The organism is Streptomyces sp. NPDC002133 (assembly GCF_040296405.1).
Lineage (GTDB): Bacteria > Actinomycetota > Actinomycetes > Streptomycetales > Streptomycetaceae > Streptomyces.
In genome coordinates this window covers 1-26,766 of the sequence record NZ_JBEOXF010000063.1, presented here as the reverse complement: position 1 = coordinate 26,766, position 26,766 = coordinate 1, and the positions used below count along the sequence as shown (strand labels likewise).

Below are 26,766 nucleotides of genomic sequence, written 5' to 3'. Positions count from 1 at the left end.
CCACGGCATTACCCACACCATGCAGGATGAGCCGACCACCATGCAGGATGAGCCGGCAGCGAGGCGCCGGCCCGGTGACCGGATCATGATGATCGCCTCCACGGACCCCGCTGTTACCTGACAGACGCGGGACCATCCTCCACTCGCGTCCCGGGCCCGAACATCGGTCATCTGACTGCGCGCCGTGCACGAGGGCATGGCCAGGGGTGGCAGGAGGCCGTGAGCGAGCCCTTCGTACGCCTTCCGGAACAGACCCGCGGCACGGAGCCGCGCGCGGTCCGCAGCGGGTAGGGCCCGGGCCGATCGTGTCTGCTCATAGTCACGTGACTGATGCCTGAGATCTCAGGCCGGCCCCAGACTCGCAATAGCCTGATCCAGCGGAGCAGGTGACGAAGTACGTGACGAAGTACCGAACCAACCGTCGCGCAATTCACGGCGCTGTGCGGGTACCGATCAGTACCCGCCAGGGGGAGACGGGAGGGGGCGAATCGATGGCTCGGCCCGGCGCGCGGTCTCGACGGTCGGTTCCTCGGACCGGTTGCACAACGCCGAATACCACCAGGACACCCTGCCGGGATTTCAGGATCAGGCGGATTCGTCTTGATGTCTGCGTCTGTGACTGAACCGAGACCAGAGATGCAACACCAATAGCGATGAGGAGTAAGTAATTATGGTGCAGCCTGTCACGGGGTTTCCCGGGGTGACCCTGGAAAGCGATGTACGGTGTCGGTTGCGTGACGGTGTCGAACTGCTCGCGGACGTCTACCGCCCGGACGCGGCAGGAGGTCCCTATCCGGTTCTGCTGCAGCGCACCCCGTACGGGAAGCAGGGCGCCCAGTCGGAGACGGCGTTCGCGCACCCGGCCTGGTATGCCCATCAGGGGTTCATCGTCGTCGTCCAGGACGTACGGGGTCGGTATGCGTCCGGGGGCGAGTTCTACCCGTTCCGTGACGAGGGCCGTGACGGCTACGACGCCGTGGAGTGGGCGGCCGGCCTGCCCGGGTCGAACGGCCGGGTGGGTATGTACGGGTTCTCCTACGCCGGGTTCACCCAGCTCCTGGCCGCGGTCGAGCAGCCGCCCAGCCTGGCTGCGATCAGCCCGGCCCTGACGGGCTCCCAGGCCTACGAGGGATGGACCCACAACGGGGGTGCCTTCGCCTACGGGTTCAACGCGTTCTGGGCCGCCTACCTGGGCATCGCCGAAGCGGTCCGGCGCGGCGACCAGGAGCGTATCGGTGCGCTCAGCGGCGCCCTGATGCACGCGCCGGACAACTTCTGGATGGATCCGCAGACCTTTCCCGCTCTCGACCGGGACATCACGCCCTACTACTTCGACTGGATCGAGCACCCTACGTACGACGACTACTGGGCGCGTTGGTCCATCGACAGCGACTACAGCCGCATCCAGGTGCCCGGATTGCATGTGGCCGGTCTCTACGACGTGTTCGTGTCGGGGACCAAGCGCAACTTCGTCGGACTCCGCAACGGCGCGGGCAGCCCCGAGGTCGCCGCCCGGCAGAAGTTCGTGGTGGCACCCTTCCACCACATGCCCTGGTACCCCGTCGCCCAGGTGGAGGACGGTGTCGCGGACTCCAAGGTCGTCGACGACTGTCAGGTGCGGTTCTTCACGGAGACGCTCAAGGAGACGGGCACCGGCACCTTCGAATCTGCGGTCAGTACCTACGTCCTCGGCGCGGGCTGGCGTGACTTCTCGGCCTGGCCTCCGCAAGAGGCACGGATGGAACGGCTCTTCCTGCACTCGCAGGGACGCGCCAACACCCGCTTCGGCGACGGCACCCTGGACGCCCACACGCCGGGTGAGGAGTTGCCCGACCTCTACATCTACGACCCGAACGCGCCGGTCATGAGCGCGGGTGGCCATTCCTGCTGCGTCGAGGAACTGACGCCGATGGGCCCGGCCTGCCAGTGCCAGCGTGAGAACGGCAAGGGCGTGCTCGTCTACACGACCGCTGCGCAGGAGCGGGATGTGGACGTGGTCGGCGATGTGACACTGACCCTCTACGCGGCCTCCTCGGCCACCGACACCGACTGGACCGCGCGCCTGTGCCTGGTCGACGAGGACGGCTGCTCGCGCAACCTGCAGGAGGGCATCGTGCGGGCCGCCTTCCGCGAGTCCCTGACCGCGCCCCAGCCCATCACCCCGGGCGAGGTCTACAAGTACGTCATCGATCTCGGTCCGGTGTCGGCTCGCATCCCGGCAGGGGCACGCCTGCGCATCGACGTCACGAGTTCGGACTTCCCGCAGTGGGCGCGGAACTCCAACTCCGGTTACCCCGGCGACGGAATCCCTCAGGTGGCCACCCAGACCGTCCTGCACACCGCGGAGTACCCCTCCCACCTCACGCTGCCGATGCTCCCTGCATAGAAGCAGCATCCCCACCGATCAGGGAACATGAGGGCTGAATGGCCGGGGGACCTTCAGACTCCACGCGCATGAAGGCAGGGCCTCTCGGTAGCTCAGGGATGGGAATCCGAGCCGAGTGATACCGGGAGGCCCCCTTTCGCCCGCCCCCTGCACCCAGGGCGGCGTGAAGCCGACCGGCGAAGGACGACGTCAAGTCAGCGCCTGGGCGCTGCTGTACCAGCAGTGCAGCAGTGAGGAGGAGCGCATCGACCTCACCCGTGACGCGCTGCGCACCCGCCCCAAGCTGACAGCACCCCAGGGGGCCAGGCACATCGGCAAGTCCGGCACCCGCCGACGGGCCCTGCTGCACGCAGCCTGCAAGGAAGTCACAGAGAGCGCCTGGGCGCCATCGCCGAGCCGCGCCACCGCCAAGCCCAGCATCTCCGGCGCCCGCCAGGCCGAACTCCTCGGCCAGGTTGTCGCCGAATCCGAGCAGCACCGCCAGTGGTACGCCCCCAGCGCGGATTCACCCCCAAAGAGCCCACCGAGATCTCCGGCACCCGCTTCGTCCCCTGATCCCGGGACTCCAGCCCCTCACCGTCTCACGTCGGCGGGAACACCCGTGCCCGCCGACGCGGAGCACGTTCCCCCCATCCCCCGTAACAAGAAACCCCTCCCTATGAGCGACCCCAACGCACCCTCCTTGGCCTTCCGGCGCAGCTCCCAGGAGTTCCTGCTGACCTTCGTCCTGCTGTTCGGCGTGACGACCATCGTGCGCTGGGTCATCGGCCCGTCCGCCCTCTCCGAGGCGATCCCCGGAATCCGCCTGAAGCTGCTCGTCGTCGGCGTGGCCGCCGGGCTGCTGGCCACCGGGCTCATCCTCAGCCCTCCCGGCAAGCAGTCCGGCGGACACATGAACCCGGCGATCTCCATCGCCATGTGGCGCTTCGAGGTCTTCCCCGGCGCGGCGGTGGCGCCGTACATCGTGGCCCAGCTCGCCGGATCCCTGCTCGGCGTGCTCGCGGCGCGCGGCGTGTGGGGCAGCGCCGTCGGCGCTCCTCCGGTGGCCTATACCGCCCTGCAGCCTGCACCCGGCTGGTCGGCCACGGGGCTCTTCCTGGCGGAGACGGCGTCCACCGGCGTCATCGTGCTCCTCGTGGGGCTGTTCCTGTCGGTACACCAACTGACGCGCTTCATCCCCTATCTGGTGGGCGTCCTCGTCTGCCTGTGCATCGTCCTGCTGGGCACGAGCACCGGCGGCAGCCTCAATCCCGCCCGCCAGTTCGGCCCGGCGCTGGCCGCCGGACAGTTCGGCTTCCTGTGGGTCTACCTCCTGGCCCCCATGGCCGGCGCCGTCCTGGCACCGGTGGTACGGGATCTGCTTCCCGGACGCCGCCGGGTGCCCGCCCACCACCTGCACGACGCCGACGGGCCGCCGCTGCACCACCCCGCGACCCGGTCAACTTCTCGGCCGTAAAACGACCGAGCCTGTTGACTCAGTCATCCACGCCGTGTCGCGCTCCCGACCGCCCCCTACGGCAGGGCGGTCACAGGCCGCATCCACCAGCAAAAAGGGAGGTGTTCAGGCCTTCTGTGACGGGTCCGTTGACGAGAACCCACGCCGAGCGTGCACGGCTGCGCACGCTGACCCCGGCGACGTGACCGGCGGAGCCGGCGAGCCCGCACCGACGACAACAGATCCTCTTACCGCAGCCTGAACGCAGACCCGGACCGCGGGACCATCGTGTCCTGACGTACCGTCAGGCACCTCCAGACCCGACAACGTCACAGCACCCCTTATCCATCAAGAACAAACGTCGAAGTTTTGAACTACCTGTTGTGAGAAGTGCGACGATGAATGAGACCCAGGCCGAGGCCACCGTAGAGATCCTGTCCCCCCGCGACGTGCCCCTGGGCGGCCCCCGGGCGATGAACGTACGGCGCACCCTGCCGCAGCGATCCCGATCGCTGATCGGTGCGTGGTGCTTCGCCGACTACTACGGCCCGAACGAGACAGCGGTCACCGGCGGCATGGATGTCGCACCCCATCCCCATATTGGGCTCCAGACCGTCTCCTGGCTCTTCAAGGGTGAGATCGAACACCGCGACAGCCTGGGGACGCACTCGACAATCCGCCCCGGCGAGCTCAACCTCATGACCGGCGGACACGGCATCTGCCACTCGGAGGTCTCCACCGCGAGCACCGACGTCCTGCATGGCGCGCAGCTGTGGGTGGCGCTCCCGGACCGGTACCGGGACACCGGCCCCGACTTCCACCACTACGTCCCGCAGGCCGCCGCCCTTGACGGAGGCGAGGTCAAGGTGTTCCTGGGCTCCCTCGCCGGTGACACCTCACCGGTCCCCACTTTCAGCCCCCTTCTCGGCGCCGAACTTCGTCTGGACCCCGGTGCGACCGTCACCCTCGCGGTCGACCCCGCCTTCGAGCACGGCCTCCTCGTCAACAGTGGGGACGTCTCCCTGGCCGGCACTCGGCTGAGCCCGTCCCATCTCGGCTACCTCCCCGTCGGCAGGGACACCTTGACCGTGACCAACCACTCGGACGCACCCGCGGTGACTCTGTTGCTCGGCGGGCCCCCCTTCGGCGAGGAGATCCTCATGTGGTGGAATTTCGTCGGCCGTACCCAGGAGGACATCGAGAAGGCCCGCGAGGACTGGATGAACGGCTCCCGGTTCGGCGAGGTGATCGGGTACCCGGGAGATCCCCTTCCCGCGCCCGAACTCCCGCGGGTGCCGATGAAGCCGCGCGCCTGACACGCCCCCGTAGACCTCGTCCCCCGCGACCCGGCCCACGCGGTGCCCGGCGTCAAGGAACCGGCCGATCATGCGGGCGGCCGGCTCCGGCTCGGTCGCGAAGACGGTGTCCTCACCCGGCCCGGCGGCCCGGCAGCGGCCCGGGTCGCCCGTCCACGAGCGCGGGCTGTTGTTCCTGGCCTCCGGCCTCCTCGTCTCCGAGTTGCCACAGGCGGGGTGTGGCGGTCATCTACAGGCGTCGCAGGGACGGGATGCGGGTGTTGTCGTGGACGACCGCCCACGACTTGCTGATCTCGTGCCCGATCACGTTTCCGCGTTCACGCTGCTTCCAGCCCGTCCCACCCGGTGCCCCGGACAAGGCGGGCCTACCGGAGGTCACGGCGGTCGAGGCGGTGGATGAGGCCGGGGCGGCGCTGGTAGTCCTCGTGCAGGCGGGTCAGGCGCTGGTGGAAGTCGGTGTGCCGTCCGGTGTGGGCGTATGCGTCGCGCAGGTCCGCGAGGAGGGGCCTGCACAGTGCCGGCTCCAGGTACAGCGCCCAGGTCGTGATCGTCCCCGGCTGCGCGGCCACAGATGGGTAGCTGCCAAGGTGTGCACACTTCATTAAGGTGGTGTGCATGACGGAGACGACCTACTCGATCGTGGAAGCCCGCGCCCGCCTGGGCGCCATCGCGCGCGCGGTCAGCGCCACCCGTGAACCGGTCGCCATCACCGACCATGGCCAGACCATCGCCGTACTGGTCAGCCCCGCCGACGCCCTGGAACTCCAGGAACTACGGGCCCTGGCCGCCTACCGCGCCCGCCAGGCCCGCGGCGAGGACGCCGGCATCCCGCACGACGAGGCGTACCGCCGCGTGTTCGGCGGAGCTGAGGCGTGAGCTACGAGGTCATCTGGGAGCCCGAGGCCCTCGCCCAGGCCAGCGGTTGGCCAAGGAAGACCCCGACGGGGTACGGCAGGTGTTCACCGCGGTCGACCGCCTCGCCGAAAACCCCCGGCCCGACGGCGCGTTCGGCAGCGCCGACCTGCTGCGCATCCATGTCGGCCACTACCGCGTCATGTACGAGATCGACGACCGGCAGATCCGCGTCAGCGTCATCCACCTCGGCCGCGTACGCTGAGCAGCCGCACAAGGCAGTCCGTCGGCTCGTCACCGGACGCCCGGCTCACTATCGTTTCAGAATGACGTGCTTGGCCCGACAGTTGTGTACTGCGAAGATGCGACTTCGACTGGGCGGTTGAGAACGGGGGGCGAGTCGTGACGCAGTGGCAGCTCTTGCAGGGGAACGTCTTGCTCGGTGAGCTCAGTGAGTACGGCTGTGACCAGCCGTTCTTCCTGGCGCGCTTCACTCCGGGGCCAGGCTGGGAGAGCGTGAGGGCCTTGTTCGAGGCATGGGCGGCCCTCAGGGGCCCGGACCCGGATGGCTCTCGCACCGTCGCCGTGGTAAAGCCGTTGCGGGACTTGGAGCTCACGCTGGCCCCGGTCGGCGGCGGGCAATCTTTGCTGCAGGTCTTCAAGAACTGCACGCTGCGCATCGACGGGTCTGAGGCCCGCCTCCGCTACTGACCCGGCGAGCGGCGATTCTGCTGGAGTCTTCGCAGGCAGATCACGCTGCAGGCCAGTTCGAGAAGGCCCTGATGGAGGTCGGCGCGTCGCTCGTAGCGGATGCGGAGCCGTTTGAACTGGTGCAGCCAGGCGAAGGCGCACGCGACCACCCAACGCACCTTGCCCAACCCAGAACCGTGGGCGACGCCACGTCGGGCGATCATCGGCTCGATCCCGCGCTTCCACAGCAGGCGGCGGTACTTGTCGTAGTCGTAACCCCGGTCGGCGTACAGGCGTTGGGGCTTGCGACGCAGGCGTCCCCGCAGGCCCCGGATCGGTGGGACGGCGTCCAGCAGCGGCAGCAGCGGGGTGACGTCGTGACGGTTTCCGCCGGTGAGAGTGACGGCCAGCGGGGTGCCGTGTCGGTCGACGACATCACATGGTGCTTGGAGCCGGGGCGGGCGCGGTCGACAGGCGAGGGGCCGACGCGATCCCCCCTTTGAGGGCCCGGACATGTGAGCCGTCGATGGCGCAGTCGTCCAGGTCCAGCAGGTCCGCTCGCCGCAGCTCGGCCGGCAGGGCGGCGTGCAGGCGGGGCCACACGCCAGCCTCGGTCCAGTCCCGCAGCCGACGCCACGCCCTCACTCCGGAGCAGCCCACGGTCTCGGCCGGAACGTCCCGCCAACCGCGCAGCCGCTCGTTGGCCACCAGCTTCGGTGTCTTGGGACGCCGCGCCATCAGCTCTGCCTTCCACCGCGCGGTTGAGGCCTGATGGTCGAGCCGCCTGCCGCGCGTGGCCGCATTTGCGTCGCACCTCCCGGGAGGGGGCCGAGGGCGATCTGCCTAGTTGCCGCCTGGACCTTGCAGAGCAGCCGTCGCAGGCAAGAGCGAGCCTTGGCCGGATGTGGCGTCGTATCGCCGACGACGAAGGGGACCCTGGGCAAGCCGGCGGGCTGGGGGATGCCCAGCGCCCCGATGCGGACGAGGCCGCCCACCCCTGCGCGGGTCGCCAACCGTTCCGGTTTCCCGGCGGAGCGGCCGACGACCCGACGGGGGAGCGCTGGGTAGCCGCCTCTGTCACAGGCGGAGGACGACCAGGGCGGTGTCGTCGGTGGGACCGGCAGGGGGCATCAGGTCGGTCAGGAGGGCGTCGGCAAGCGTTTCGGGGTCGGTGTCCTGGTGGCAGGTGAGGGAGGCGGCGAGCCGGGTCAGGCCGGCATCGATGTCCTCGCGGCGGCGTTCGATCAGCCCGTCGGTGTACAGCACAAGGCTGGCTCCCTCGGTGAACGGGGACTCTGCCTGGGGGCCTGGTCGAGGAAGTCCGCGGCGCCGTTGGGGTGCAGCAGGGCTGGTGGAGGGTGGCCGGCGCTGCTGTAGGCGATGGCGGGGTTGGTGTCGTCGATGACGCACAGGACCGCGGTGGTCGACTCCGCGCCGTCGACCGAGCGGGCATACAGGTCGAGGGCTTCCAGCTCCAGGACGCCCTGGACTGGCTGTCCGGCGCCCCCCGTTGAGCCGTCCACCGGCCTGCTCACCGACCTTGCCGTTTTCGACCCTCGCGGCTCGGCGGAAGTCACCCGCACCTACTGGCAGGGCGACACCCACAAACGCGCCTTCGGTATCGGGCCGCGACCTGTTCTGCAGCGCCTTCCGGCATCAGCCCAGTCGGCGCCAGGTGAGTTCGGCCGATCGGTCGGCGCCCCAGAGGCGGGTGGGGGTGACAAGGCTCAGTTTCAGGTACTCGTTTTCGAAGCTGACCGTCCTGATCTGGGGCCGTCCGGTCCAGTTCGGGAAGAGGCTGGCCGTGACGTGATGCTCGACGGTTGTTGGATCGACCACGTGGAAGGGGCCGCCGTAGGCGACGTAGGTCATTGCAGCCTGCGTCAGTTCTTCTGCCGTGGCTTCCTCGAGACGGTTGGATCGCGTGCGCTGGCGGTCGCTGCGGCACAGTTGGGCGGACATGTAGCCCTCGGGGGTGTAGATGATCAGACCGTGCGGCCGGTGGCCGAGGGGGTGGATGATCTGGCCGTCCGGGCTTGTCGCGGTGTAGGACACAAGTTCCCATGCGCCCAGCAGCTTTCTGCGCACCTCTTCACAGACCTCGTGTTCGCTGATTGCTGCCGCATGGTCGTAGGTTGTCATGGATATGCTCCTTTCATCCGTGGGTTCGTCGTCCGGCCCCGTTGGGTGCAGCTCCCCGCGGCGAGAGGGCGGGCCGACAGCCCGCCTCGTGGACCGCCGACAAGGCTGCGTAGATCGCCGCGTCGAGGAGGCCGGACAGGCGAGTCAGGCGCGCCGGACTTGGGCAGGACGAGCAGCAGGGAGGCAGCGGCAAGGGCAGCTGCCACGCAGTCGGCGCGCCATGTCCCGTTGCTTGCGAGTGGACTCCCGGACGGTGCGAGAAAGCAGCGCCCCCAGGGCCGGTCCGGTGCCGCCGGCTCCCAGGGCCCGGCCGGCCTGACCGCCCGCAGTCGAGGCAGCGTGTAGCCGATCTGGCTGGCCGTGGTGATGATGCCTGCCGCCGTGGTGGAGACGCCCAGGTCGTGGGCGTTCTGTTGACCAGCGGCTGTGTGAGGCTTCTTGGGGGGCACGGAGGGGGCCTGTGGGTGAGAGCCGTGGGGGTCAGTTGCGTGTGGGTTCGCCGTCGACGAGCCGCCACAGGCGCAGTGGGTTGGCCTCGCGCAGCGGCTCGGGCAGCAGCTCGTCGGGGAAGCCCTGGTAGGTGACCGGCCGCAGGAATCGCTCGATCGCGCTCATTCCGACGGAGGTGAAGCGGCTGTCGGAGGTGGCCGGGAAGGGGCCTGTGTGGACGGAGGCGTTGGAGACCTCTTGCGGCATGGAGAAGGCGTTGATCACTATGCGGCCGGTGCGGCGCTCCAGGATCGGCAGGAGCTGCTCTGCGGCGGCACGATCGGCTGCTTCGGCGTGCATCGTGGCGGACAGCTGTCCCCTGAAGGCGCGGGCCACGTGATGCAGTTGCTCCATGTCGGTCAGCCTGACCAGCAGGATGGATGGGCCGAAGACCTCCTGACGCAGGGCCGGTTCGGCCAGCACCTGCCCACCGGTGACCTCATACAGCAGAGACTGGCCGTCCCATGTGCGGATCGGGTCCGCTCCCGCGCCGATCCGGGTGGCGCCGCCCTCCTCGATCCGCCGTACGTTGCGGGTGTAGGAGTCGTGGATGCCGGGCGTGAGCATGGTCCGCGCGGCCGTCTTGGCCACCTCGGCCGTGGCCGCGTCCCGCAGCTCCGTGAAGCCGGGCCCGTCGATGGCAAGGAGGATGGCAGGCTTCAGGCAGGCCTGCCCGACGTTGTACTGCGCGCGCTGGGCAACGCCGGTACCGATCTCCGCGCCCCGGGCTGCCAGGGCGGCGGGCAGGACGAAGGTCGGGTTGACGCTGGTCATCTCGGTGAACACGGGGATGGGGTCAGGACGCTGCTGGGCCCGGCGGAAGAGGGCCATGCCGCCGCCCTCGGAGCCGGTGAAGGTGACCGCCCGGACCAGGGGGTGTTCTACCAGTGCCTCGCCGATCTCGTTGCCTGCGCCCCGGACCAGCGAGAAAACCCCTTCATGCAGTCCCGCTTCGGTGACGGCCTGCCGGATGGCGCGGCCCTGGATCTCGGAAGCACCGGGATGGGCGTTGTGCGCCTTGAGGACGACTGGGCAGCCGGCGGCCAGGGCGGAGGCGGTGTCGCCGCCTGCGACGGAGTAGGAGATCGGGAAGTTGCTGGCGCCGAAGATCACCACGGGGCCGAGGGCCACCTTCTGCATCCGGTGGTCCATGCGCGGTGCGGGCTGCCGCTCCGGCTGTGCGGGGTCGATGGTCGCCTGGAGAAAACGGCCTTGACGGACAACGGTGGCGAACTTGCGGAAGTGTTCAGCGGCCCTCAGGGTCTCACCCTCGAACTGGGCAGCGGGCAGTCCGGTCTCCAGTGAGGTACGGGCGGCGAGTTCGTTCTTGACCGCCTCGAGCCTGTCCGCGATGAGGTCGAGGAACGCGGCCCGCTCGGTGGGGCCGGTGTGGCTGTAGCTGTCGAAGGCCTCGTCGGCGAGGCGGAGGGCGCGGTCGACCTCGGCTGGGCCGCCGACGGCGAACTCGGGATCGAGGAGCTCGCCGGTGGCGGGGTTGAGTGCCCTCATCGTGCCTGCGGTGGCGGGTACGCAGGCCGCTCCGATCAGCAGTTCTCCGGTCAGCGTCATGCCTGGGCTCCCGTGAATGCGGTGGTGAGATCGTCCGTGGTGACAATGGCGTGGGCGTAGGTGGGGCCGTTCAGCTCGTGTGAGGCGTGCATCTCTTCAGGGAGAAAGGCGGCGGTGGCGTCCCGGACCAGCGTCACGTGGTAGCCGAGTTCCATGGCGAACCGGCCGGTGGACTCGATGCAGGTGTTCGCCAGCAGGCCGACGATCACGACGTGGGTGATGCCGTGCTGCTTGAGCTGGAGGTCCAGGTCGGTGTTGGCGAATCCGCTCTGCCCCCAGTGCTCCTGGGCGACGACATCGCCGGCCTGCGGCTGGAAGTCGGGGTGGAACTGGCCGCCCCAGGTACCGCGGGCGAAGTTGTGCCGCTCCTGGATCTTCCGCTGGGTGGGACTCGGGTGGTCCCAGGTCTCGTAGTCACCCGGCTCCCAGCGGCGGTGCGGGACGAACACCACGCGTATGCCGCTCTCGCGGGCGGAGGTGACCACGGAGCGCAGGTGGTCCAGCAGGCCGACCTCATGCGCCATGCGCTCCAAGTGCGGCCAGACCTTGCCGCCCTCGGAGAGGAAGTCGTTGTAGGGGTCGACGAGCAGGACCGCCGTGCGGCGGGGGTCGTAGGTCTCGGTCATCGTGTCTCCTTCATTCTGGATGATGTGGAACATCTAGATTAGAGGATTAGCCGCATCATCCTGGAAGTCAAGTGAGTGCAGGTCGTATCAGCATTTCCCCACCATGTGTATGATGAGCATCTTCTAGTCGTCCGGCGACATGCGTCGCACCTCGAAGGGAGGCCCGACATGGGGCACTCGCAGGCCGACAAGGCGGCATCCCGCGAGCGGGTGCTGCGGATGGCGGCCCGCAAGGTCCGCGCCGAGGGCGTGACCCGGCCTGGCGTCGCGGACCTGATGAAGGAGGCCGGGCTGACGCACGGCGGCTTCTACAAGCACTTCACTTCCCGGGACGACCTGATCGCCCAGGCTTCGGCCGTGGCCCTGGCCGAGGGCTCGGCGAAAATGGAGAGAGCCGCGCGGAAGAACAAGCAGGATCCGCGTGCCGGCCTTGTCGACGCCTACCTCGCCAAACAGCACCGCGATGCGCCGGCCACCGGTTGCGCCCTGGTCACGCTCGGCGCCGCAGCCGGGCGTGGCGACCAGCACTTCAAAGAGGCCTACGAGAAGCAGGTCCGCGCATACCTCGACCTGATCGCCGGCCTCGACGACGATGCCGAGGAGGCCCGGGCCGAGTCGATGCTCACCCTCAGCGCCCTGGTCGGCGCCACGCTCATGTCCCGGGCCGTGGCCGACTCCGGCCTCTCCGACGAACTGCTGGAAGCGGTTGCCGGCCGGCTCAAGCGCCGCGCTCCAGGGACCCCGTCTTCCGCCGTCTGATACACGCTCGGGCACGGACGCTTTGCCGTCCGGCAAGGTTCCCCGGCCGTATCCAGCGCAGCGCGGCGGGGGTTGGGAACTGCTGCGGGTTGAGTGGTCAGGCTCGGTGCGGCAGTAGTGCGCGGTGCAGGGGAGGGGCGCGACTGGTGGCTGGCGAGGGGCGGTGGAGGACGTCGCATGGGTCAGATCCCCTCGCAACGGCGCCGAGGGGCACCTGAGGGACATTCGGCCGAAGAAGACCCGAGACGGCTGCGCCCGCGACTGGGCGATGTGGGCTGAATTCCACGGCTGGCTCGCCTAGCGCACCGGCACGCCTACTCGACTTCATCGGCCGGGCGAGAGCAGCCGCGCCGGCGAGAGCTGATCGAGAGGGGCCGCGGCTTTGTCGGGCAAGTTGGTGGGCTGCCGAGGCGTGCTGGGCCCCAGCGGCCCGGACCGGTTGCAGTACTTCCTGACCCGCGCGGTGCGGATCTGTGCCGCCCCGTCGGCGTTGGCGAACCGGTTCAGCCGTGGGGGAGGATGACGGCTCGGCCGCTGATCTTCCCGGCGTGGAGGCGTTCGTAGGCGAGGGGTGCGTCGTCGAGGGAGAACGTCGCGGTGTGGACCGAGACGTTGCCGTCGCGGGCGAGCGCCAGGACTTCGATCAACTCGCTGCGGGAGCCCCAGTAGGGAGAGGAGACCGATGCTTCGTAGGGGCAGGTAGCCGAAGCCGACGGGCAGCGCTCCTCCGCCCAGGTCCACGATGCTGATCTCCGCCTGCACCGCGGCGACGGCCGCGTAATGCGTACGGTCGGTTCCGCACCGACGAAGTCGAACACGCCCTCGGCGCCGATGCCGCCGGTCAGGTCCGGACCTTCGTCACGGCCTGAGCGTTGGAGAGGACGGCCTCTGGCACACCCCTGCGGCGGTGACCTTCAGCATGACCTGCCCTGGTTCCGGTTCGGGATCGGGGACGGTGGCGATCTTCGGCGCGGCACCTATGGCGGGGTACTGCAGTGCCTTCACGGTCGTAGTCCTTTTCGTTCTTCGCTCGCATGTACCGGGTGAGGGGGCCACAGCGGTGCCGCCTCTCCCAGCAGAGCTCGTAGGCCACCCGCGCACCGGCACCGATGCGAGCACGCACGCCGAAATGCCGGGCCAGGTCCTGGACCGGGCACACCACGTCCGCCGGAGTCGTGTTCGACGACGCCGTCCATCGTCGGGGCCCACGCCGACCCCGTATCCAGCCGCTCCACTGCCGCCGGATCGACGAGGTTGGGGTCGACGAGGTCGCCCAGCCCGCTCAGGCTGTCAGGCCTTCGATCGCCACGGGGAGGTGGCGGGGGCCGCGCATGACGAGTCCGGAGCGTGGCGTGGCCGTATCAGGCCCGGAATGATGTGACCCGGACGCAGCAGCCGGTGAGGAGCCGACGACCGGTCCCCGGTGTCAGCTCCGGCCGGACGCGCCTGCTATCCCTTCCACGTAGCCGCAGTTGCGGTCCCCGCCGCGGAGTCGGTGGTGCACGCGGTCAGCAGGGCCAGCGGAGTCGCCGCGGCCCAGGCCTGCGGCGAGTTCGAGTGCGGATACGGCACGGGGACGGCGTGCTCCTCGCGACCGTATCCCGCGAGCACCTCCGGCAGTCGGTAGCGGTTCTGGGCGGCTGCGGCCGTCAACCCGGAAGCGAGGAGGTCCAGTTCATCGCGCAGGCCGTACCGGGCGAGCCCGAGTGCGATGACGGCATTGTCGTGGGGCCAGGCGCTGCCCCGGTGGTAGGACAGCGGATGGTACGGGGCCTGCCCCGACGCCAGGGTGCGGATCGCCCAGCCGGAGAAGAAGTCGGACTCCAGCAGCCGCCGACCGACGCGCTCGCCCCGCTCCTGGTCGAGGATGCCGGACCACAGGAGGTGGCCGGCATCGGACGCGAGCGCGTCCACCTGCCGGCCCGAGCCGTCGAGCGCCAGGGCGGGGAAGTCGTGCGCGGGCATCCAGAAATCCTGGTGGAACCGCTCGCGCAGCCCCGCGGCAGCGGCCTCCAACTGCTCCGCCCAGTCGGGGTCGTGCCACACGGTCCGCGCCAGACGCGCGGTGCGCACCAACGCGTCGTACGCGTACCCCTGGGCCTCGCAGACCGCGATCGGTCCCTCGGCCTGGGTACCGTCCGCGAAGCAGATCGCGCCGGCGGAGTCCTTCCAGTTCTGGTTCACCAGCCCTCGCGCGTCCGGCCGGTAGACGAGGTAGCCGTGTTCGGTCAGGCCGCCGTCCGTGAGCATCCAGTCGACGGCCGCCCGGGCATGCCTCTCGAGCCGCAGCGCGAGCGAGGTGTCGCCGGTGGTGTCGGCGTGCGCGCCGAGCAGCACCAGGAAGAGCGGTGTGGCATCGACGGAGCCGTAGTAGCGGCCGTACGGGACCTGGCGGAACTCGGCGAGCTCTCCGTGGCGCACCTCGTGGACGATGCGTCCGGGCTGTTCGCCCCGGAAGTCGTCGTACTCGCAACCCTGGGTGGCGGCGAGCGCGAGCAGGGTGTGCTCGGCGGTGCGCGCCCGGTAGGGCAGCAGGAAGTACGAGGTGAGGAGCGAGTCGCGCCCGAAGAGGGTGAGGAACCAGGGGATGCCGGCGGCGGGCACGGTCACCTGCTCGCCGCCGGGCCCGGTGGCGGACACCCGGAGCAGATCGAGGTCCGCGAGCCCCTGCCGACAGGCGCGCAGGAGGTCGGGTTCCGCCGAGCCGGGCAGATCCGTGCGGGCGGACTCGGGTTCGGGCAGCGGGCCGACCGGGTCTCCGTGCGGTCGGGCCTCGGCCGTCAGGCGCAGTTCGGCCTCGCCGTGGGGAGGCAGCGTCACGGTCCAGGCCAGCCGCTCGGCGGCGACGGTGTCCGGGGCGGGGCTGGCGCTGACCGTGGTACGGGAGTGCCAGTGGCCGCGCCGGTAGCTGAACTCGACCCCATCCGGCAGTGTCCTGACCTCGTGCTCGGCGTCGGGCTTTTGGTAGACGCGGTCGTCGGCCCGGAGCTCGAACTGGTCCGCGAAGTCGGCGCCCACCGCGAGTTCGATCCGCGCGGTCAGCGCCGCAGGGCGGTTGTTGACCATGCGCAGGGTGTCCGTGAACCGCCCCGCTTCGACCGTCTGTTTGCGGAAGACGGTGTAGGCGGGGGGCTCGTCTCGGGTACCGGCGGGGGTGAGGACGCCGGTCGAGGGGACGGAGTCCGACGCCGGGACGAGCACCGTGGGAGCGGTGCCGTCGACCGTCAGCTCCCAGCGGCTCAGATGGCGGGCATCGCGCAGGAACAGCCCGTCGGGTGCCGTCCCGCGGGATCCCGCGATCGAGCCGTCCGGGCCGAGCACCGCGAACGTGCCGTCGCGGACGAGCAGGACGCGGCCGGGGTTGGTCATCGAACGGCCTCCGGATGCGGGGTGGTGAGCAGATCGAGGGTGAGGGCGGCGGTCCAGCCGAAGTCGCGGGTGCCTCGGCCGTCCCCGGTGAACGGGTCGACGTACTCGGCGAATCCCGATGTCCTTGCGGTGTCGAGGAAGGCGGCCCGCAGTCGCTCGGCACGGTCGTCGGCGCGGTACAGCCGCAGTCCGCGCGCGATGAGCCAAGCGGTGTTGAACCAGGCGGGTCCGCGCCAGTAGCGGGTACGGTCGAAGGCGTGTCCGGTGAGGGCGTAACTGGCGACGAGGCCGGTGTCGTCCGCCCGGAAGTGCGGGCCGTCGAGCGTGTCGAGCAACGAACGGACGATGTCGTCGGGCAGGCCCGGGACGATCAGCGGCACGAGTCCGGCGACACTGCGCTCTTGTACGAGCCGGCCGCTCACCAGGTCACGGCAGAGGAACTGTCCGGCCTCGGCGTCCCACAGCCGCGAGACGAGTGCGTCCGTGAGCCGCTGCGCGCTTTGCTCGTGGACGAGCGGGTCGGCGCCGGTCGCCCGTGCGATTCGGGCCAGGGCGTATTCGGAGACGATCAGCAGCGCGTTGACGCTCGGGTCCTCGACGGCGAATGCGTGCCCGTCGTCCGCGTAACCGGAGTCCCGGTAGTCAGCGGCGAGCCGCACGTACCGTCCGTAGTCGACGTCGGTGGGACGGTCGTCGGCGTGGCCGTGGTCCAGATCGGCGCGGCGGAAGGAACTGGGATCGGCCGGGGCGATGCGCGCGAGCGGGCCGTCCCAGCACGGGCTGTTGTCCATGCCCGGCTCCCACGGGTGCACGACCGCCGCCAGGCCGGCCCCGCCCAGGTCCCGGGCGGAGGTGAGGTAGCGGTGCCAGGCCGTCAGCCTGGGGTACACCCGGGCGAGGAAGCCGCGCCGTGCGGACTCGGCGGGATCCGCCTCGTGCACCAGCCATGCGGCGAGCGCGTGCACGGGTGGCTGGACGATGCCGGACGTCTCGATGGCGGCGGGGGCGCCGGCCGCGGCGCCCGCCTGTGACGAGCGCCAGAAGTCCGGGCTCGGGAAGTAGGCGCCGAGCGGCACGGCCGGATTGAAGACGATGTGCGGGACGCGCCCGTCGTCCCACTGCGCCCCGAGGAGGGTCTCCAGTTCGCGCTGGGCGCGGCGCGGTGACAGGTGCCGCAGCCCGATCGCGATGAATGCCGAGTCCCAGCTCCACTGGTGCGGATACAGGGTGCGCGAGGGAACGGTGGAGGCGCCGGTCCAGTTGCGGAGGAGGACCCGTGCCGCGCCGCGCCGCAGCGTCAGGTCTGCGGCAGCGGCGGGCACGGGCGGATCGAGGGGGCGGTTCGCCATGAGCAGGGCGGTCATGCGCCGGACCGCCGCAGGAAGCCGGGAATGGAGCGCACGGCCTCGACGGGGTCGCCGGTCAGGCGGCATTCGGCGGCGAGGTAGCCGTCGTAGCCGATGGCCTCGAGCGCGGCGAGCCACGCGGGCCAGTCGAGGTGGCCCGCGCCGGGCTGGAAGCGGTTGGAGTCGGATACCTGGGCGTGCCCGATGACGTCCGCGTGGGCGAGGATCGACGCGGCCGGGTCGGTCTCCTCGATGTTCATGTGGTAGCTGTCGATGCCGATCTTCACGGCGTCGATGCCGACCGTACGGATCAGCTCGGCCGCCTGCTCGAGCCGGTTGACCATGTGGTCCTCGTACCGGTTGAGCGGCTCCAGATAGAGGGTGACTCCCTCGGCCCTGGCGTGCTCGCCCAGCTCGGCGAGCCCGGCCAGCAGGACCTCGCGGTCCTCCTCCTCGCTGCGCGGGGGCTCGAACGGCGGCAGCCGGCGCGAGAACATGCCGTACGACGCCGGGGTCTGCGCCCCGAGGCCGCCGAGCTCCGCGATCACCGAGAGCTGGGACTTCATCTGGGCGATCGCGTCACGGCGCAGTTCCTCGTCGAAGGCGCCGAAGAAGTGCAGCATCTCGACGCAGACGGTCGGCATGACGACGCCGTCCTTGCGCGCCTGCCGGAGCTCGGGCAGACGGTCCCGGAAGTGGAAGTCCCCCTTGGCGCGGAGCTCGATCGCGTCGTACCCGGCAGCCTGCGCGAAGTCCCACTTCTCCTGAAGCGTGGCGCCCGGCAGCAGCTGTTCCTGGGCGGCGGTCTTGAGCACGGTCTCTCTCCTCGAAACTCAGAATTCCAGGACGACCTGGAGGGCGTCCGCGGGGCGCTCGTCCAGCAGGACGTACGCGTCGGCCGCGTCCGCGACGGGGACGACATGGCTGACCAGGGACTCGACGTCGACCTGTCCCTCGGCGACCAGGCGCAGGAAGGTCCGCTGCAGCCGCTCGACCGTCCAGCGGCCCGCGAGCTGCGGCGGCACACCGCCGATCTGGGAGCAGATCAGCTGTACGCGGTTGTGGTGGAACTCGTCGCCGAGCCGCAGCCCGGCGCCGTCGCCCTGGTAGAACCCGGAGGCGACGACCCGACCGCCCACGGCGACCGAGCGCAGTGCCTCGTGCAGGGCGGGGTAGGCACCGCTGATCTCGATGGCGAGGTCCGCGCCCAGGCCGTCGGTGGCCTCGCGGATGCGCTCGGCGACCGCGTCGGTGCGGGCGTTGAGGGTGTGCTGCGCACCGTGGGCCTTGGCGCTCTCGAGCCGTACGTCGAGGGCGTCGACGGCGGTGACGCGTGCGCCGCTGAGCTGGGCGAGGCGGGTGGTGAGGAGCCCGATGACGCCCTGGCCGAAGACGGCGACGTCCTCACCGAGGTGGATGTCGGAGGCGAGGACGGCGTTGTAGGCGATGGCGCCGACGCGGGCGAAGGCTCCAGCGAGCGGTGCGAGTCCTGCGGGCAGGGTATGGCCGACCATGCGCTCGGCGGGAACGATGCCCTCGCTGCGATGGCCCCAGATGCCCCAGACCAGGTCGCCCGCCTCCGGCATGCCGGGCGTGCCGGCGAGCTCGGGGGAGACCTCGGTGACCTCGCCCACCTCCGAGTAGCCCCAGCCGGCGACCGGGTACTCGATGCCGGCGGCGCCGTCGCGGAAGAGCCGGGCCTCCGGGTCCCAGGTGCGGGTCAGATACGGGTTGGTGCCCCGGTAGGCCGTCAACTCGGTACCGGCCGAGATGCCCGAGTAGCGGGTGCGGACCCGCAGATGACCGGCGGGCAGCGGGGCGGAGTCGTGCTCCGCGACCTCGACCTGGCGAGGGCCGGTGAATTGAACGACGCGTTCCACGTAGGGCTCCGAAGGGTTGGGTTCACCACTTAGGTCGAGAATATCTTCGACTTACGTCTTGTCAACACGCAAAAGTGATGCTGAGATGCCTTCCTAATGGACGTAAGTCGGTGAGGGCTCCTACGCCGGCACCGAGGCACTGAGGACGGGACATGCGCAACAGGACCCGGCGGTCGAAGGCGATCGCAGTAGGTCTCGCAGCGGCAGTGGGCATGGGGGTGCTCGCCGGCTGCTCCACCGCCACCGGCCCCGGCAAGGCCGACAAGAGGATCACCGTGTGGTCCCAGGAGAATCTGACCCCACGCGTGGCGGCCACCGAGAAGATCATCGACCGCTTCGAGAAGGAGACCGGTATCCAGGTCGACCTCGTGGGCGTCGACGAGGGCCAGATGCCCCAGCTGATCATGTCGGCCGCGGCCGCCGGCAAGCTCCCCGACGTCATCGGCGCCGTACCGATGGGCCAGACCTGGCAGATGTACGGCAACGGTCTGCTCAACACCGACATCCCCAAGGCCATCGTCGACGAACTCGGCCGCGGCACCTTCAACACCAACGCGCTCGGCCTCACCGCCGACGGCGCCACACAGCTCGCGGTCCCCTCCGACTCCTGGCTGCAGCTCCTCGTCTACCGCAAGGACCTCCTGCGACAGGCCGGTCTGAGCACGCCCGACTCCTACGACGCGCTCCTCGCCGCCGCCAAGGGGCTGGACACGAAGGGACGGGACGGCATCTCCGCCGCCACCGACCCCGGTGACGTCTTCACCCAGCAGAGCTTCGAGAACATCGCCCTGGCCAACGACTGCCAGCTCGTCGACGGCCAGGGCCAGGTCCAGCTCGACTCGCCCCGGTGCGACACCGCCTTCGCGGCATACGACACCCTCGCCCGCGACCACGGCGCACCCGGGACCCAGACCGTCGACTCCACCCGCGCGACCTACTTCGCCGGCAAGTCCTCGATGATCATCTGGTCCTCGTTCCTGCTCGACGAACTCGCCGGGCTGCGCAAGGACGCGCTGCCCAGCTGCGCCGAATGCAAGGACGACCCCGACTTCCTCGCCGCCAACAGCGGTGTCGTCACCGCCCTCAAGGGCCCCGACGGCGCGAAGCCCGCCCAGTTCGGCGAGGTCACCTCATGGGTGACCACCAAGACGGCCGAGACGGACGCCTCGCGGAAGTTCATCGAGTACATGATGGGCGCCGGGTACGAGGACTGGTTCGGCCTGGCGCCCGAAGGCAAGATCCCCGTCCGCAAGGGCACCGCCGAACAGCCGGGCAGGTACCTGGACGCCTGGCGCCACAGCAAGATCGGCGTCGACACCCTCAGGCCCATGAACGAGGTCTACTCCGACCAGCTCCTCGACCAGCTCGCCGACGGCGTCAGCAACATGCAGCGCTGGGGGATCACCCAGGGCCAGGGCGCCCTCGTCGGTGCGATGAACGGCGAACTGCCCGTCCCCAAGGCCATCGGCGCCATGACCAGCGGCCAGATCCGCCCGGACGAAGCCGCCCACGAGGCGAACGAGGAAGTCGCCGCACTGCAGAAGTCCCTCCAGTAGGCCGAGGAACCGACCCCATGACTACAGCTCAGCGCGGCGCGACGGAGCGCCGCCCCAAGGACCGGCGCCCGCTCACCGCCACGCCGCCCCGCCCCGACAACCGGCCGCTCACCGCCAGCCAGCGCGAGAACCGCGCGGGACTCGCCTTCGTCACGCCCACCGTCCTGGTGGTGCTGGTCGTGGTCGTGCTGCCCATCCTGTGGACGGTGCTGCTCGCCTTCCAGGACGCCAAGCTCGTCGACATCCAGGGCATGGGTCTCCTCGGGAACTGGTCCCTGGACAACTTCGCGCAGGTCTTCGGCTCGGCGGGATTCTGGAGCAGCCTCCTCACGACCGTGGTCTACACGGCCGGCGCCACCGGCGGTTCACTGCTGCTCGGTCTCGTGGCCGCGCTCGCCCTCCGCAGGCCGTTCCGCGGCCGCGGCCTGCTGCGCGGCGCGATGCTCCTGCCGTACGTCGCCCCCGTCGTCGCCGTCGCCTTCGTCTGGGAGGTCGCGCTCAGCCCCCAGTACGGCATCGTGAACGAATGGGGCCGCAAGCTCTTCGGCTGGGACGACCCGATCGCCTTCCTGTCCACGCGCGAGTACGAAATCAGCATGCTCGGGCTGCACTTCGACATCCCGCTGGCCCTGTTCACCGTCATCGCCTTCGAGATCTGGCGCTACTTCCCCTTCGCGTTCCTCTTCCTCCTCGCCCGGCTCCAGGCGGTGCCGGACGGACTCGAGGAGGCCGCCAAGGTCGACGGCGCCACTCCGCTGCAGAACTTCCGCCACATTCTCCTTCCGCAGCTCATGCCGGTCCTGGCGCTGCTGTGCGTGCTGCGCTTCATCCTCACGTTCAACAAGTTCGACGACGTCTACCTGCTCACCGGCGGCGGCTCCGGAACGGACATCGCCGGCGTCCGGGTCTACGACTTCCTCACCGCCCGATACGACGTCGGCGCCGCCGCGGCACAGGCCCTCGTCCTCGCCGCCGTCCTGGTGGTCGCGCTGGGCCTCTACTTCAAGTTCTTCGGCAAGAAGGTCCAGGAGGAGCAGTCATGATGCGCTCGGCCATGACGCGTACGCCCATGACGCGCGCGCAGTTCGAGGAGCGGCTCTTCCGCGTCCTGCGCTGGGTGGTGATCGCGTTCCTCGCCGCGATCACGATCGTGCCCTTCTACTACATGGTGCTGCTGTCGGTGAAACCCATCGACGCGCTGCTGCTGGACCCCGGATCGCTGTGGGTCTCCGCGAAGGAGTTCACGCTCGACACGTACCGCAACGTCATGACGCCCACCGAGGACGGCGGGCAGGGATTCACGAGGCTCCTGCTCAACTCCGCGCTCGTCTCGCTCGGTACGGTCGTGCTGACCCTCGCCGTCTCCGTGCCCGGCGCGTACGCCATCAGCCGCCTCAAGTTCTTCGGCGGCCGGCAGATCAGCGCCCTCTTCCTGGCCGTCTACCTCTTTCCGTCCACACTGCTGGCCGTTCCGCTCTTCGTGATTTTCGCGAAGCTGGGGCTCTCCTCCAGCCTCGCCGGTCTCGCCATCGTCTACGTGGCCCAGACCGTGCCCGTGTCGATCTACATGCTCAGGAACTACCTCGTCACGATCCCGTACTCCATCGAGGAGGCCGCGGCCCTCGACGGCTGTACCCGCCTGCAGACCGTGCGCAAGGTGATCCTGCCGCTCGCGGCGCCGTCGCTGATGGCCACCGGGCTGTACGTCTTCATGATCGCCTGGAACGAGTTCCTCTTCGCGCTGCTCTTCCTTGCGGCCGACCCCGGCAAGTGGACGGTGTCCCTCGGCCTCGCCCAGCTCGCCAACGGCATCGAGGTCTCCAAGACCGTGCTGATGGCCGGGTCGGTGGTCCTGACGATCCCCGTGGTAGTTCTGTTCTTCGCCGCCGAGCGCCTGCTCACCGAGGGGCTCACCAGCGGCGCGGACAAGAGCTGAGGGGACGGGGAACGATCATGTCGGGGAACCAGGCGAGCGCCGGACACCTGCTGCGGCTGATCCGCCGGGGCGACGCCAACACACGCGGCGACCTGCAGAGAGCCACCGGGCTGTCGCGCTCCACCGTCGGTCTCCGGCTGGAGCAGCTGTACCGGGCCGGCTGGCTGCGTGATGTGGCGGGCACCTCGACCGGTGGCCGCCCGTCCGCCCGGATCGAGTTCGACCCGACGCACGCCGTCGTGATCGCCGTCGACCTCGAGACCCGGCACGCCCGCGCCGCCGTACTGGACCTCGCGGGCACGGTGCTCGCGGCCCGGTCCGGGGACGTGCTGATCGGCGACGGGCCCGTCGCCGTCCTCGACACCCTGGCCGGCTGGTTCGCACCGCTGCTCGCCGAGGCGGGCGCCGAACCCACGGATGTGTGCGGCATCGGCCTGTCCGTCCCCGGACCGGTCGACTTCGCCACGGGCCGCGTGGTCCAGCCCCCGATCATGCCCGGCTGGGACGGCTTCCCCGTCCGCGAGAGGATGCAGGAGGCGTACGCGGAGCAGGTCGGCCCCTCGCGCGAACCGGGACCCGTGCCGGTGCTCGTCGACAACGACGCCAACCTGATGGCGTACGCGGAACACCGAGCCGGCCATGCCGACTGCTCGGCCTTCGTCCTCGTCAAGGCGTCCACCGGTATCGGCGCCGGTGTCGTCGTCGACGGCGAGATCTACCGGGGCATCGACGGCAGCGCCGGCGACATCGGGCACATCAGGCTGCACGACCGGACCGACGCGCTCTGCATGTGCGGGTCCTACGGCTGTCTGGCCGCCGTCGCGAGCGGTCGTGCCCTGGCCGCCCAGTTGTCCGACGCCGGCGTTCCGACCACCTCCGGCTCGGACGTCCGCCGGCTGCTCGCCGAACAGCAGCCCGACGCCGTCCGGCTCGCCCGCGAGGCCGGGCAGCGCATCGGTGAAGTGCTGGCCACAGTCGTCACGTTGCTCAATCCCGGCGTGCTGGTCCTCAGCGGGGACCTGGCCGGGACGCCCTTCCTGACGGGTGTGCGCGAGGTCCTGTACCGGCGCGCCATGCCCCGCACCACCGCCAAACTCGACGTCGTAACCGGAAAGCTCGGCGACCGCGCAGGCCTGATCGGCGCGGCCGCCCTGGTCGTCGAGCACCTCTACGCGCCCGACCAGGCCGACGGGCGCCTTGCCGCCCTGGCCGCCGACCGCAAGCACGGAGCCCCCGTATGAACAGCCCCTGGACGTCGCCCCCGGTCAAGGTGGGCCTGATCGGCGCGGGCCCCTGGGCCCGGGCCATGCATGCCCGGATGCTCGCCGCGGGACCGGAGACCGAACTGGCCGCGGTGTGGGCGCGCCGGCCCGAGGCCGCCCGGGAGACGGCCGAACCCTATGGAGCGACGGTCGCCGGCTCGTTCGAGGAACTGCTCGACCGCTGCGAGGCCGTCGCCTTCGCCGTCCCGCCGGCGGTCCAGGCGGACCTCGCCGTACGTGCCGCGAAGGCCGGCCGCCATCTGCTGCTGGAGAAGCCGCTCGGCCCGGACGTGCACGCGGCGCGCGAGGTGGCGGACGCGGTTGCCGAAGCGGGAGTCGTGTCCCAGCTCGTCCTCACCAAGCGCTACCACCCGGCGACCCGCGAGTTCCTGCGCGAGGCCGCCGGACTGGAGATCACCGGAGCGCGCTCCTGCTATCTCCACGGAGCCTTCCTGGGCGGTGACTTCGCGACCGCCTGGCGCCTTGAGCACGGTGCCCTGCTCGACCTCGGACCGCATCTGCTCGATCTGCTGGACACCGCGGTCGGTCCTATCGCCGACGTCCGCGCGACCGGGGACCCGCGCCGCTGGATCGAACTCACCTGTGAGCATGAGAACGGCTCGGTCAGTCAGGCCTCCTTGTCCGGGACCGTGAACCTGCCGCGGGCCAGGACCCGTATCGAGCTGTTCGGGCCCGGCGAAGAACTCGTCTACGACACCGCAGAACTCGACCACGAGGAGTGCTGGCCGATACTGCGCCGCGAGTTCGCTGAGGCCGTACGATCGGGAACGTCCACGCCCATCGACGCGGCTCGCGGCCTGCGGCTCCAGGAACTGATGGCACTCGCGGATCCCGGGCGAAGCGGCAGAGCGTACTGACCCGGAGCGCGCACCGCCCTGGAGCGCCGACCGTCACGGCGCTCCAGGCGGCGCCCGCAGGTGGCACACGGCGAACGCCCGGTCGATCACGGGCTGGGCCACGTTGCGCACCTGGACCCCGCCCGCCGTCATGCCGTGCCTTGGCCGTTGAGGATGCCGCTCAGAGGGGGAGACCTCGTGGCCGCGGGCACTGCAATGGCTGGGCCAGGGGTCTTTGATCCGGCCGGTGCACGGGACCAGCGGCTCAAGGCCTGCCGCGCGCATGATCTCCTCAGCGGTGCCAGGGGCGTATCGGCGCTCGGCACCCTCGTGGAGCCGGCAGTATCGGCAGGCTCGCAGCCCTCGGCGGAGATTGGCGAGGCGGATGGTCACCTCTCGCCCGCACTGACCGTGCTGGCAACGCCACAGTCTCGAAGGCCCGGGGTAGGGTCAGGTCAGGATCAGCCAGCGGCGGCCGTCGATGAGCTCCCGGGCCGCGTCGAGGTGGCCGGCGTGGCACGCGGTCTCGGTGATGACGTGAAGCAGGACGTCGCGCAGGGTGTGCAGGTGCGGTTCGCCGAACAGACCGGCCGGCCACCAGGCCAGGGTGGCGTCAGCAGGGGTGCTGGTGATGACGGCGTCGGCGAGTTTTGCCTCCTGCCGGTATTGGTCGAGCACGTCGATGGCGGGCACTTCCGGGGCCACGTTCCAAGCTTCATCGCCGTTTGTCAGGCCAAGGATGATCTCCTCGTCCCCGGCGACGACTGCGCGGAACCAGAACCGCTCAACGTCCAGCGCGAGGTGCTGGACCAGCCCCAAGCAGTGCCATCCGGATGGCAGCACGGGCCGCCGCAGAGCCTCCGCATCGAGACCCTCGAGGATGCCGAGAACGTGGCGCCGCTGTCCGTCCAAGGCCCTGAGAAGCACGCTTACTTCACTGCCCGGAGTTGTTTCACTCATATCTTCGATCATGGCCACACATGATCCCCGAATCCCTGCGGTCATGCAGGGAGTTCCCTAACGCCCAGGAGTCACAGTCGGCGGGAGACTAGATGATCGATTCCAAGGGATCGGTGCGCACAAGAGGCGAGGGAGCCCAACGTCAGTGTGTGATGACAGAGTTGGACTCCCTCGCCACCGCACTCTATGTGAAGACCGACGACCTGCTGAAGAGCTCACCGCATCTCGCGCCGTGGCGGCCGACGGTGGGGATTGCCCCGCAGCTGAGCGACGCCGAGTTGGTCACGCTCGCGATGATGCAGGCGGTGCTCGGCTTCGCCGCACCATTCTTGATGTGGCAGGCGAGGTTGGCGACCTTGCTGTCCGTGCTGAGCTGCTCCTGCACGTGTGCACCCCACGGCACGCTCTGAGTGCCGTGCGTGACCATCCCCCGGGGAGACGTCGAGCCGGAAGGATCCGGGCACCGACGACTGCCTGTACCAACGAGCTCCGTTGCGTCGCGTGGAGGCCCCGTGTCAACGCTCCTTGCGTGACCTGCGAAAACGCTAACTACCCGGCCTTGGGGAAGCCTCACCTGCCGCTGCCGGTCACCGATCCGAAGCAGATCACCCACCTCGACATACGACGACGACTCGGCGGCGTCCTCCACGAGTACCAACATGCCGCGTGGACTGGGCGGATGAGGTTAGGTGCAGCTACCGTGATGCCCACGGCAGGCTGACCCAGGGCCGAGAACCGAGCACACTACACCCTGACACACCATCAACCAGCGAAATCACACTAAGTTGACAATGCCCCGCCGTGTCCGGTCGTCCGCTGGCGGGTGCTGCCGGGAGCGGTGGAGAAGGGGCAGCGCGATCAGGGGGAAGATGACCACGGAGAGCAGCCCGGCGGCGACCAGGGCGGACGCGTTCTCGGGGCGTATGGCGTCGAGTTTCAGGCCGATGGTCGCTGCGGCCACGATGACCGGCAGTGATGTGGCCTGGAGCAGGGCGCCGGCCGCGACTTCCGGCCAGGAGAGTCCGGTTGCGCGGTACAGGAGTGCCGGAAGGCCGCGGACCAGCAGCAGCGCGGCCAGGAACATCGGCACCCGGAGGATGGTCCCGGCGTCCTCGAACAGGGCGCCGAGGTTGAACTGGATACCGCTCGTCACGAAGAACACGGGAACGAGGAATCCGTAGCCGAGGCCTGTGAGCTTCATGTGGAAGCGGGGGTGGGACCGTTCGGCGTGGGGGTCGACCAGCCGGAGGACGGCACCTGCGACGAAGGCGCCGAGGATGGCCTCGAAGCCCAGGTGGAGCGCCATCGCCGAGAGGCCGACGACCAGCAGCATCGC

22 protein-coding genes and 7 pseudogenes are annotated in these 26,766 nt (G+C 69.8%); 13 read left to right on the top strand and 16 right to left on the bottom strand.

What is annotated here, in order from left to right:
• Window positions 1–730 precede the first annotated feature (730 nt).
• The 3 genes from ABT078_RS35555 to ABT078_RS35545 all read left to right on the top strand — a co-directional run bounded on the left by ABT078_RS35555 (window position 731) and on the right by ABT078_RS35545 (window position 5,137).
• Window positions 731–2,386 carry a CocE/NonD family hydrolase gene (locus tag ABT078_RS35555; protein ID WP_351235278.1) on the top strand — a complete coding sequence of 552 codons (1,656 nt, stop codon included), beginning with the start codon at window positions 731–733 and terminating at the stop codon, window positions 2,384–2,386.
• A gap of 163 nt (window positions 2,387–2,549) precedes the next feature.
• On the top strand, window positions 2,550–3,842 hold the full coding sequence (locus tag ABT078_RS35550; protein WP_351235275.1) for an MIP/aquaporin family protein: 1,293 nt from the start codon (window positions 2,550–2,552) through the stop codon (window positions 3,840–3,842).
• Between the two features lie 377 nt (window positions 3,843–4,219).
• Window positions 4,220–5,137 (top strand): pirin family protein, encoded by a 918-nt coding sequence (locus ABT078_RS35545; protein ID WP_351235273.1) that lies wholly within the window; start codon window positions 4,220–4,222, stop codon window positions 5,135–5,137.
• Between the two features lie 3 nt (window positions 5,138–5,140).
• Here ABT078_RS35545 and ABT078_RS35540 read toward each other — a convergent pair.
• Window positions 5,141–5,302: pseudogene (locus ABT078_RS35540) on the bottom strand (IS701 family transposase); the annotation flags it as partial.
• Between the two features lie 200 nt (window positions 5,303–5,502).
• Complete coding sequence (locus tag ABT078_RS35535) at window positions 5,503–5,739, bottom strand: hypothetical protein (protein ID WP_351235271.1); 237 nt, start codon at window positions 5,737–5,739, stop codon at window positions 5,503–5,505.
• Window positions 5,740–5,752: 13 nt separating this feature from the next.
• On the opposite strand from ABT078_RS35535, the gene ABT078_RS35530 reads away from it, so the two are divergent.
• From ABT078_RS35530 to ABT078_RS35520, 3 genes are all read left to right on the top strand, one after another.
• A complete protein-coding gene (locus tag ABT078_RS35530; protein ID WP_351235269.1) occupies window positions 5,753–6,013 on the top strand; it encodes a type II toxin-antitoxin system Phd/YefM family antitoxin in 261 nt (86 codons plus the stop codon).
• Between the two features lie 46 nt (window positions 6,014–6,059).
• Window positions 6,060–6,254: a type II toxin-antitoxin system RelE family toxin gene (locus tag ABT078_RS35525; RefSeq protein WP_502981468.1), complete on the top strand. Its 195-nt coding sequence runs from the start codon at window positions 6,060–6,062 to the stop codon at window positions 6,252–6,254.
• 137 nt (window positions 6,255–6,391) lie between these two features.
• Window positions 6,392–6,700, top strand: a complete 309-nt coding sequence (locus tag ABT078_RS35520) for a hypothetical protein (protein ID WP_351235267.1) — start codon at window positions 6,392–6,394, stop codon at window positions 6,698–6,700.
• Here ABT078_RS35520 and ABT078_RS35515 read toward each other — a convergent pair.
• The 6 genes and pseudogenes from ABT078_RS35515 to ABT078_RS35490 all read right to left on the bottom strand — a co-directional run.
• A pseudogene (locus tag ABT078_RS35515) lies at window positions 6,694–7,345 on the bottom strand (IS5 family transposase); the annotation flags it as partial. The gene ABT078_RS35520 and the pseudogene ABT078_RS35515 overlap by 7 nt on opposite strands.
• A gap of 21 nt (window positions 7,346–7,366) precedes the next feature.
• Window positions 7,367–7,532: pseudogene (locus ABT078_RS35510) on the bottom strand (IS30 family transposase); the annotation flags it as partial.
• A 224-nt stretch (window positions 7,533–7,756) separates the two neighbouring features.
• Window positions 7,757–8,151, bottom strand: a pseudogene (locus tag ABT078_RS35505) (PP2C family protein-serine/threonine phosphatase); the annotation flags it as partial.
• 184 nt (window positions 8,152–8,335) lie between these two features.
• The gene (locus ABT078_RS35500; RefSeq protein WP_351235265.1) at window positions 8,336–8,821 is read right to left on the bottom strand and encodes a lipocalin-like domain-containing protein; all 486 of its coding nucleotides are present in this window, start codon (window positions 8,819–8,821) and stop codon (window positions 8,336–8,338) included.
• Window positions 8,822–9,301: 480 nt separating this feature from the next.
• Window positions 9,302–10,879 (bottom strand): aldehyde dehydrogenase (NADP(+)), encoded by a 1,578-nt coding sequence (locus ABT078_RS35495; protein ID WP_351235263.1) that lies wholly within the window; start codon window positions 10,877–10,879, stop codon window positions 9,302–9,304.
• A complete protein-coding gene (locus ABT078_RS35490; RefSeq protein ID WP_351235261.1) occupies window positions 10,876–11,505 on the bottom strand; it encodes a cysteine hydrolase family protein in 630 nt (209 codons plus the stop codon). The genes ABT078_RS35495 and ABT078_RS35490 overlap by 4 nt, the downstream gene beginning before the upstream one ends.
• 168 nt (window positions 11,506–11,673) lie before the next feature.
• Between ABT078_RS35490 and ABT078_RS35485 the strand changes: the two genes are divergently transcribed.
• On the top strand, window positions 11,674–12,264 hold the full coding sequence (locus tag ABT078_RS35485) for a TetR/AcrR family transcriptional regulator (RefSeq protein ID WP_351235259.1): 591 nt from the start codon (window positions 11,674–11,676) through the stop codon (window positions 12,262–12,264).
• 503 nt (window positions 12,265–12,767) lie between these two features.
• Here ABT078_RS35485 and ABT078_RS35480 read toward each other — a convergent pair.
• The 5 genes and pseudogenes from ABT078_RS35480 to ABT078_RS35460 all read right to left on the bottom strand — a co-directional run.
• Window positions 12,768–13,171, bottom strand: a pseudogene (locus ABT078_RS35480) (zinc-binding dehydrogenase); the annotation flags it as partial.
• Window positions 13,172–13,713: 542 nt separating this feature from the next.
• A complete protein-coding gene (locus ABT078_RS35475; protein WP_351235257.1) occupies window positions 13,714–15,633 on the bottom strand; it encodes an amylo-alpha-1,6-glucosidase in 1,920 nt (639 codons plus the stop codon).
• Window positions 15,630–16,997 (bottom strand): MGH1-like glycoside hydrolase domain-containing protein, encoded by a 1,368-nt coding sequence (locus tag ABT078_RS35470; protein WP_351235255.1) that lies wholly within the window; start codon window positions 16,995–16,997, stop codon window positions 15,630–15,632. Before ABT078_RS35470 ends, ABT078_RS35475 begins: the two co-directional genes overlap by 4 nt.
• Entirely contained in the window at window positions 16,994–17,794 is an 801-nt protein-coding gene (locus ABT078_RS35465; RefSeq protein ID WP_351235253.1) for a sugar phosphate isomerase/epimerase family protein, read from the bottom strand. Before ABT078_RS35465 ends, ABT078_RS35470 begins: the two co-directional genes overlap by 4 nt.
• Window positions 17,795–17,812: 18 nt before the next feature.
• Window positions 17,813–18,859 carry a zinc-dependent alcohol dehydrogenase gene (locus ABT078_RS35460; RefSeq protein WP_351235251.1) on the bottom strand — a complete coding sequence of 349 codons (1,047 nt, stop codon included), beginning with the start codon at window positions 18,857–18,859 and terminating at the stop codon, window positions 17,813–17,815.
• 152 nt (window positions 18,860–19,011) lie between these two features.
• Between ABT078_RS35460 and ABT078_RS35455 the strand changes: the two genes are divergently transcribed.
• Genes ABT078_RS35455 through ABT078_RS35435 form a run of 5 tightly spaced genes read left to right on the top strand, consistent with a single transcriptional unit; the run spans window position 19,012 to window position 24,491 of the window.
• Window positions 19,012–20,415, top strand: a complete 1,404-nt coding sequence (locus ABT078_RS35455) for an ABC transporter substrate-binding protein (RefSeq protein WP_351235250.1) — start codon at window positions 19,012–19,014, stop codon at window positions 20,413–20,415.
• Window positions 20,416–20,432: 17 nt separating this feature from the next.
• Window positions 20,433–21,458 carry a carbohydrate ABC transporter permease gene (locus tag ABT078_RS35450; protein WP_351235248.1) on the top strand — a complete coding sequence of 342 codons (1,026 nt, stop codon included), beginning with the start codon at window positions 20,433–20,435 and terminating at the stop codon, window positions 21,456–21,458.
• 26 nt (window positions 21,459–21,484) lie between these two features.
• Window positions 21,485–22,351, top strand: coding sequence for a carbohydrate ABC transporter permease (locus ABT078_RS35445; protein WP_502981470.1), 867 nt, complete (start codon window positions 21,485–21,487; stop codon window positions 22,349–22,351).
• Between the two features lie 17 nt (window positions 22,352–22,368).
• Complete coding sequence (locus ABT078_RS35440) at window positions 22,369–23,592, top strand: ROK family transcriptional regulator (RefSeq protein WP_351235246.1); 1,224 nt, start codon at window positions 22,369–22,371, stop codon at window positions 23,590–23,592.
• A complete protein-coding gene (locus tag ABT078_RS35435) occupies window positions 23,589–24,491 on the top strand; it encodes a Gfo/Idh/MocA family protein (RefSeq protein ID WP_351235244.1) in 903 nt (300 codons plus the stop codon). Before ABT078_RS35440 ends, ABT078_RS35435 begins: the two co-directional genes overlap by 4 nt.
• Window positions 24,492–24,524: 33 nt before the next feature.
• On the opposite strand, the pseudogene ABT078_RS35430 reads toward ABT078_RS35435, so the two are convergent.
• Both ABT078_RS35430 and ABT078_RS35425 read right to left on the bottom strand, forming a co-directional pair.
• Window positions 24,525–24,629: pseudogene (locus ABT078_RS35430) on the bottom strand (metallophosphoesterase); the annotation flags it as partial.
• A gap of 291 nt (window positions 24,630–24,920) precedes the next feature.
• Window positions 24,921–25,442, bottom strand: a complete 522-nt coding sequence (locus tag ABT078_RS35425) for a DinB family protein (RefSeq protein WP_351235302.1) — start codon at window positions 25,440–25,442, stop codon at window positions 24,921–24,923.
• A gap of 137 nt (window positions 25,443–25,579) precedes the next feature.
• Between ABT078_RS35425 and ABT078_RS35420 the strand changes: the two are divergent.
• Window positions 25,580–25,753: pseudogene (locus ABT078_RS35420) on the top strand (IS982 family transposase); the annotation flags it as partial.
• 452 nt (window positions 25,754–26,205) lie between these two features.
• On the opposite strand, the gene ABT078_RS35415 reads toward ABT078_RS35420, so the two are convergent.
• On the bottom strand, window positions 26,206–26,766 hold a 561-nt coding region (locus ABT078_RS35415; RefSeq protein WP_351235242.1), incomplete at its 5' end, for a cation:proton antiporter.

Excerpts from the sequence above, each read along its gene's own strand:
- ABT078_RS35530 (WP_351235269.1), top strand. The coding sequence starts at position 5,753 with ATGACGGAGACGACCTACTCGATCGTGGAAGCCCGCGCCCGCCTGGGC.
- ABT078_RS35495 (WP_351235263.1), bottom strand. The coding sequence starts at position 10,879 with ATGACGCTGACCGGAGAACTGCTGATCGGAGCGGCCTGCGTACCCGCC.
- ABT078_RS35450 (WP_351235248.1), top strand. The coding sequence starts at position 20,433 with ATGACTACAGCTCAGCGCGGCGCGACGGAGCGCCGCCCCAAGGACCGG.
- ABT078_RS35445 (WP_502981470.1), top strand. The coding sequence starts at position 21,485 with ATGACGCGCGCGCAGTTCGAGGAGCGGCTCTTCCGCGTCCTGCGCTGG.
- ABT078_RS35440 (WP_351235246.1), top strand. The coding sequence starts at position 22,369 with ATGTCGGGGAACCAGGCGAGCGCCGGACACCTGCTGCGGCTGATCCGC.
- ABT078_RS35545 (WP_351235273.1), top strand. The coding sequence starts at position 4,220 with ATGAATGAGACCCAGGCCGAGGCCACCGTAGAGATCCTGTCCCCCCGC.
- ABT078_RS35425 (WP_351235302.1), bottom strand. The coding sequence starts at position 25,442 with ATGATCGAAGATATGAGTGAAACAACTCCGGGCAGTGAAGTAAGCGTG.
- ABT078_RS35500 (WP_351235265.1), bottom strand. The coding sequence starts at position 8,821 with ATGACAACCTACGACCATGCGGCAGCAATCAGCGAACACGAGGTCTGT.
- ABT078_RS35475 (WP_351235257.1), bottom strand. The coding sequence starts at position 15,633 with ATGACCAACCCCGGCCGCGTCCTGCTCGTCCGCGACGGCACGTTCGCG.
- ABT078_RS35485 (WP_351235259.1), top strand. The coding sequence starts at position 11,674 with ATGGGGCACTCGCAGGCCGACAAGGCGGCATCCCGCGAGCGGGTGCTG.
- ABT078_RS35535 (WP_351235271.1), bottom strand. The coding sequence starts at position 5,739 with ATGAAGTGTGCACACCTTGGCAGCTACCCATCTGTGGCCGCGCAGCCG.
- ABT078_RS35435 (WP_351235244.1), top strand. The coding sequence starts at position 23,589 with ATGAACAGCCCCTGGACGTCGCCCCCGGTCAAGGTGGGCCTGATCGGC.
- ABT078_RS35470 (WP_351235255.1), bottom strand. The coding sequence starts at position 16,997 with ATGACCGCCCTGCTCATGGCGAACCGCCCCCTCGATCCGCCCGTGCCC.
- ABT078_RS35490 (WP_351235261.1), bottom strand. The coding sequence starts at position 11,505 with ATGACCGAGACCTACGACCCCCGCCGCACGGCGGTCCTGCTCGTCGAC.
- ABT078_RS35455 (WP_351235250.1), top strand. The coding sequence starts at position 19,012 with ATGCGCAACAGGACCCGGCGGTCGAAGGCGATCGCAGTAGGTCTCGCA.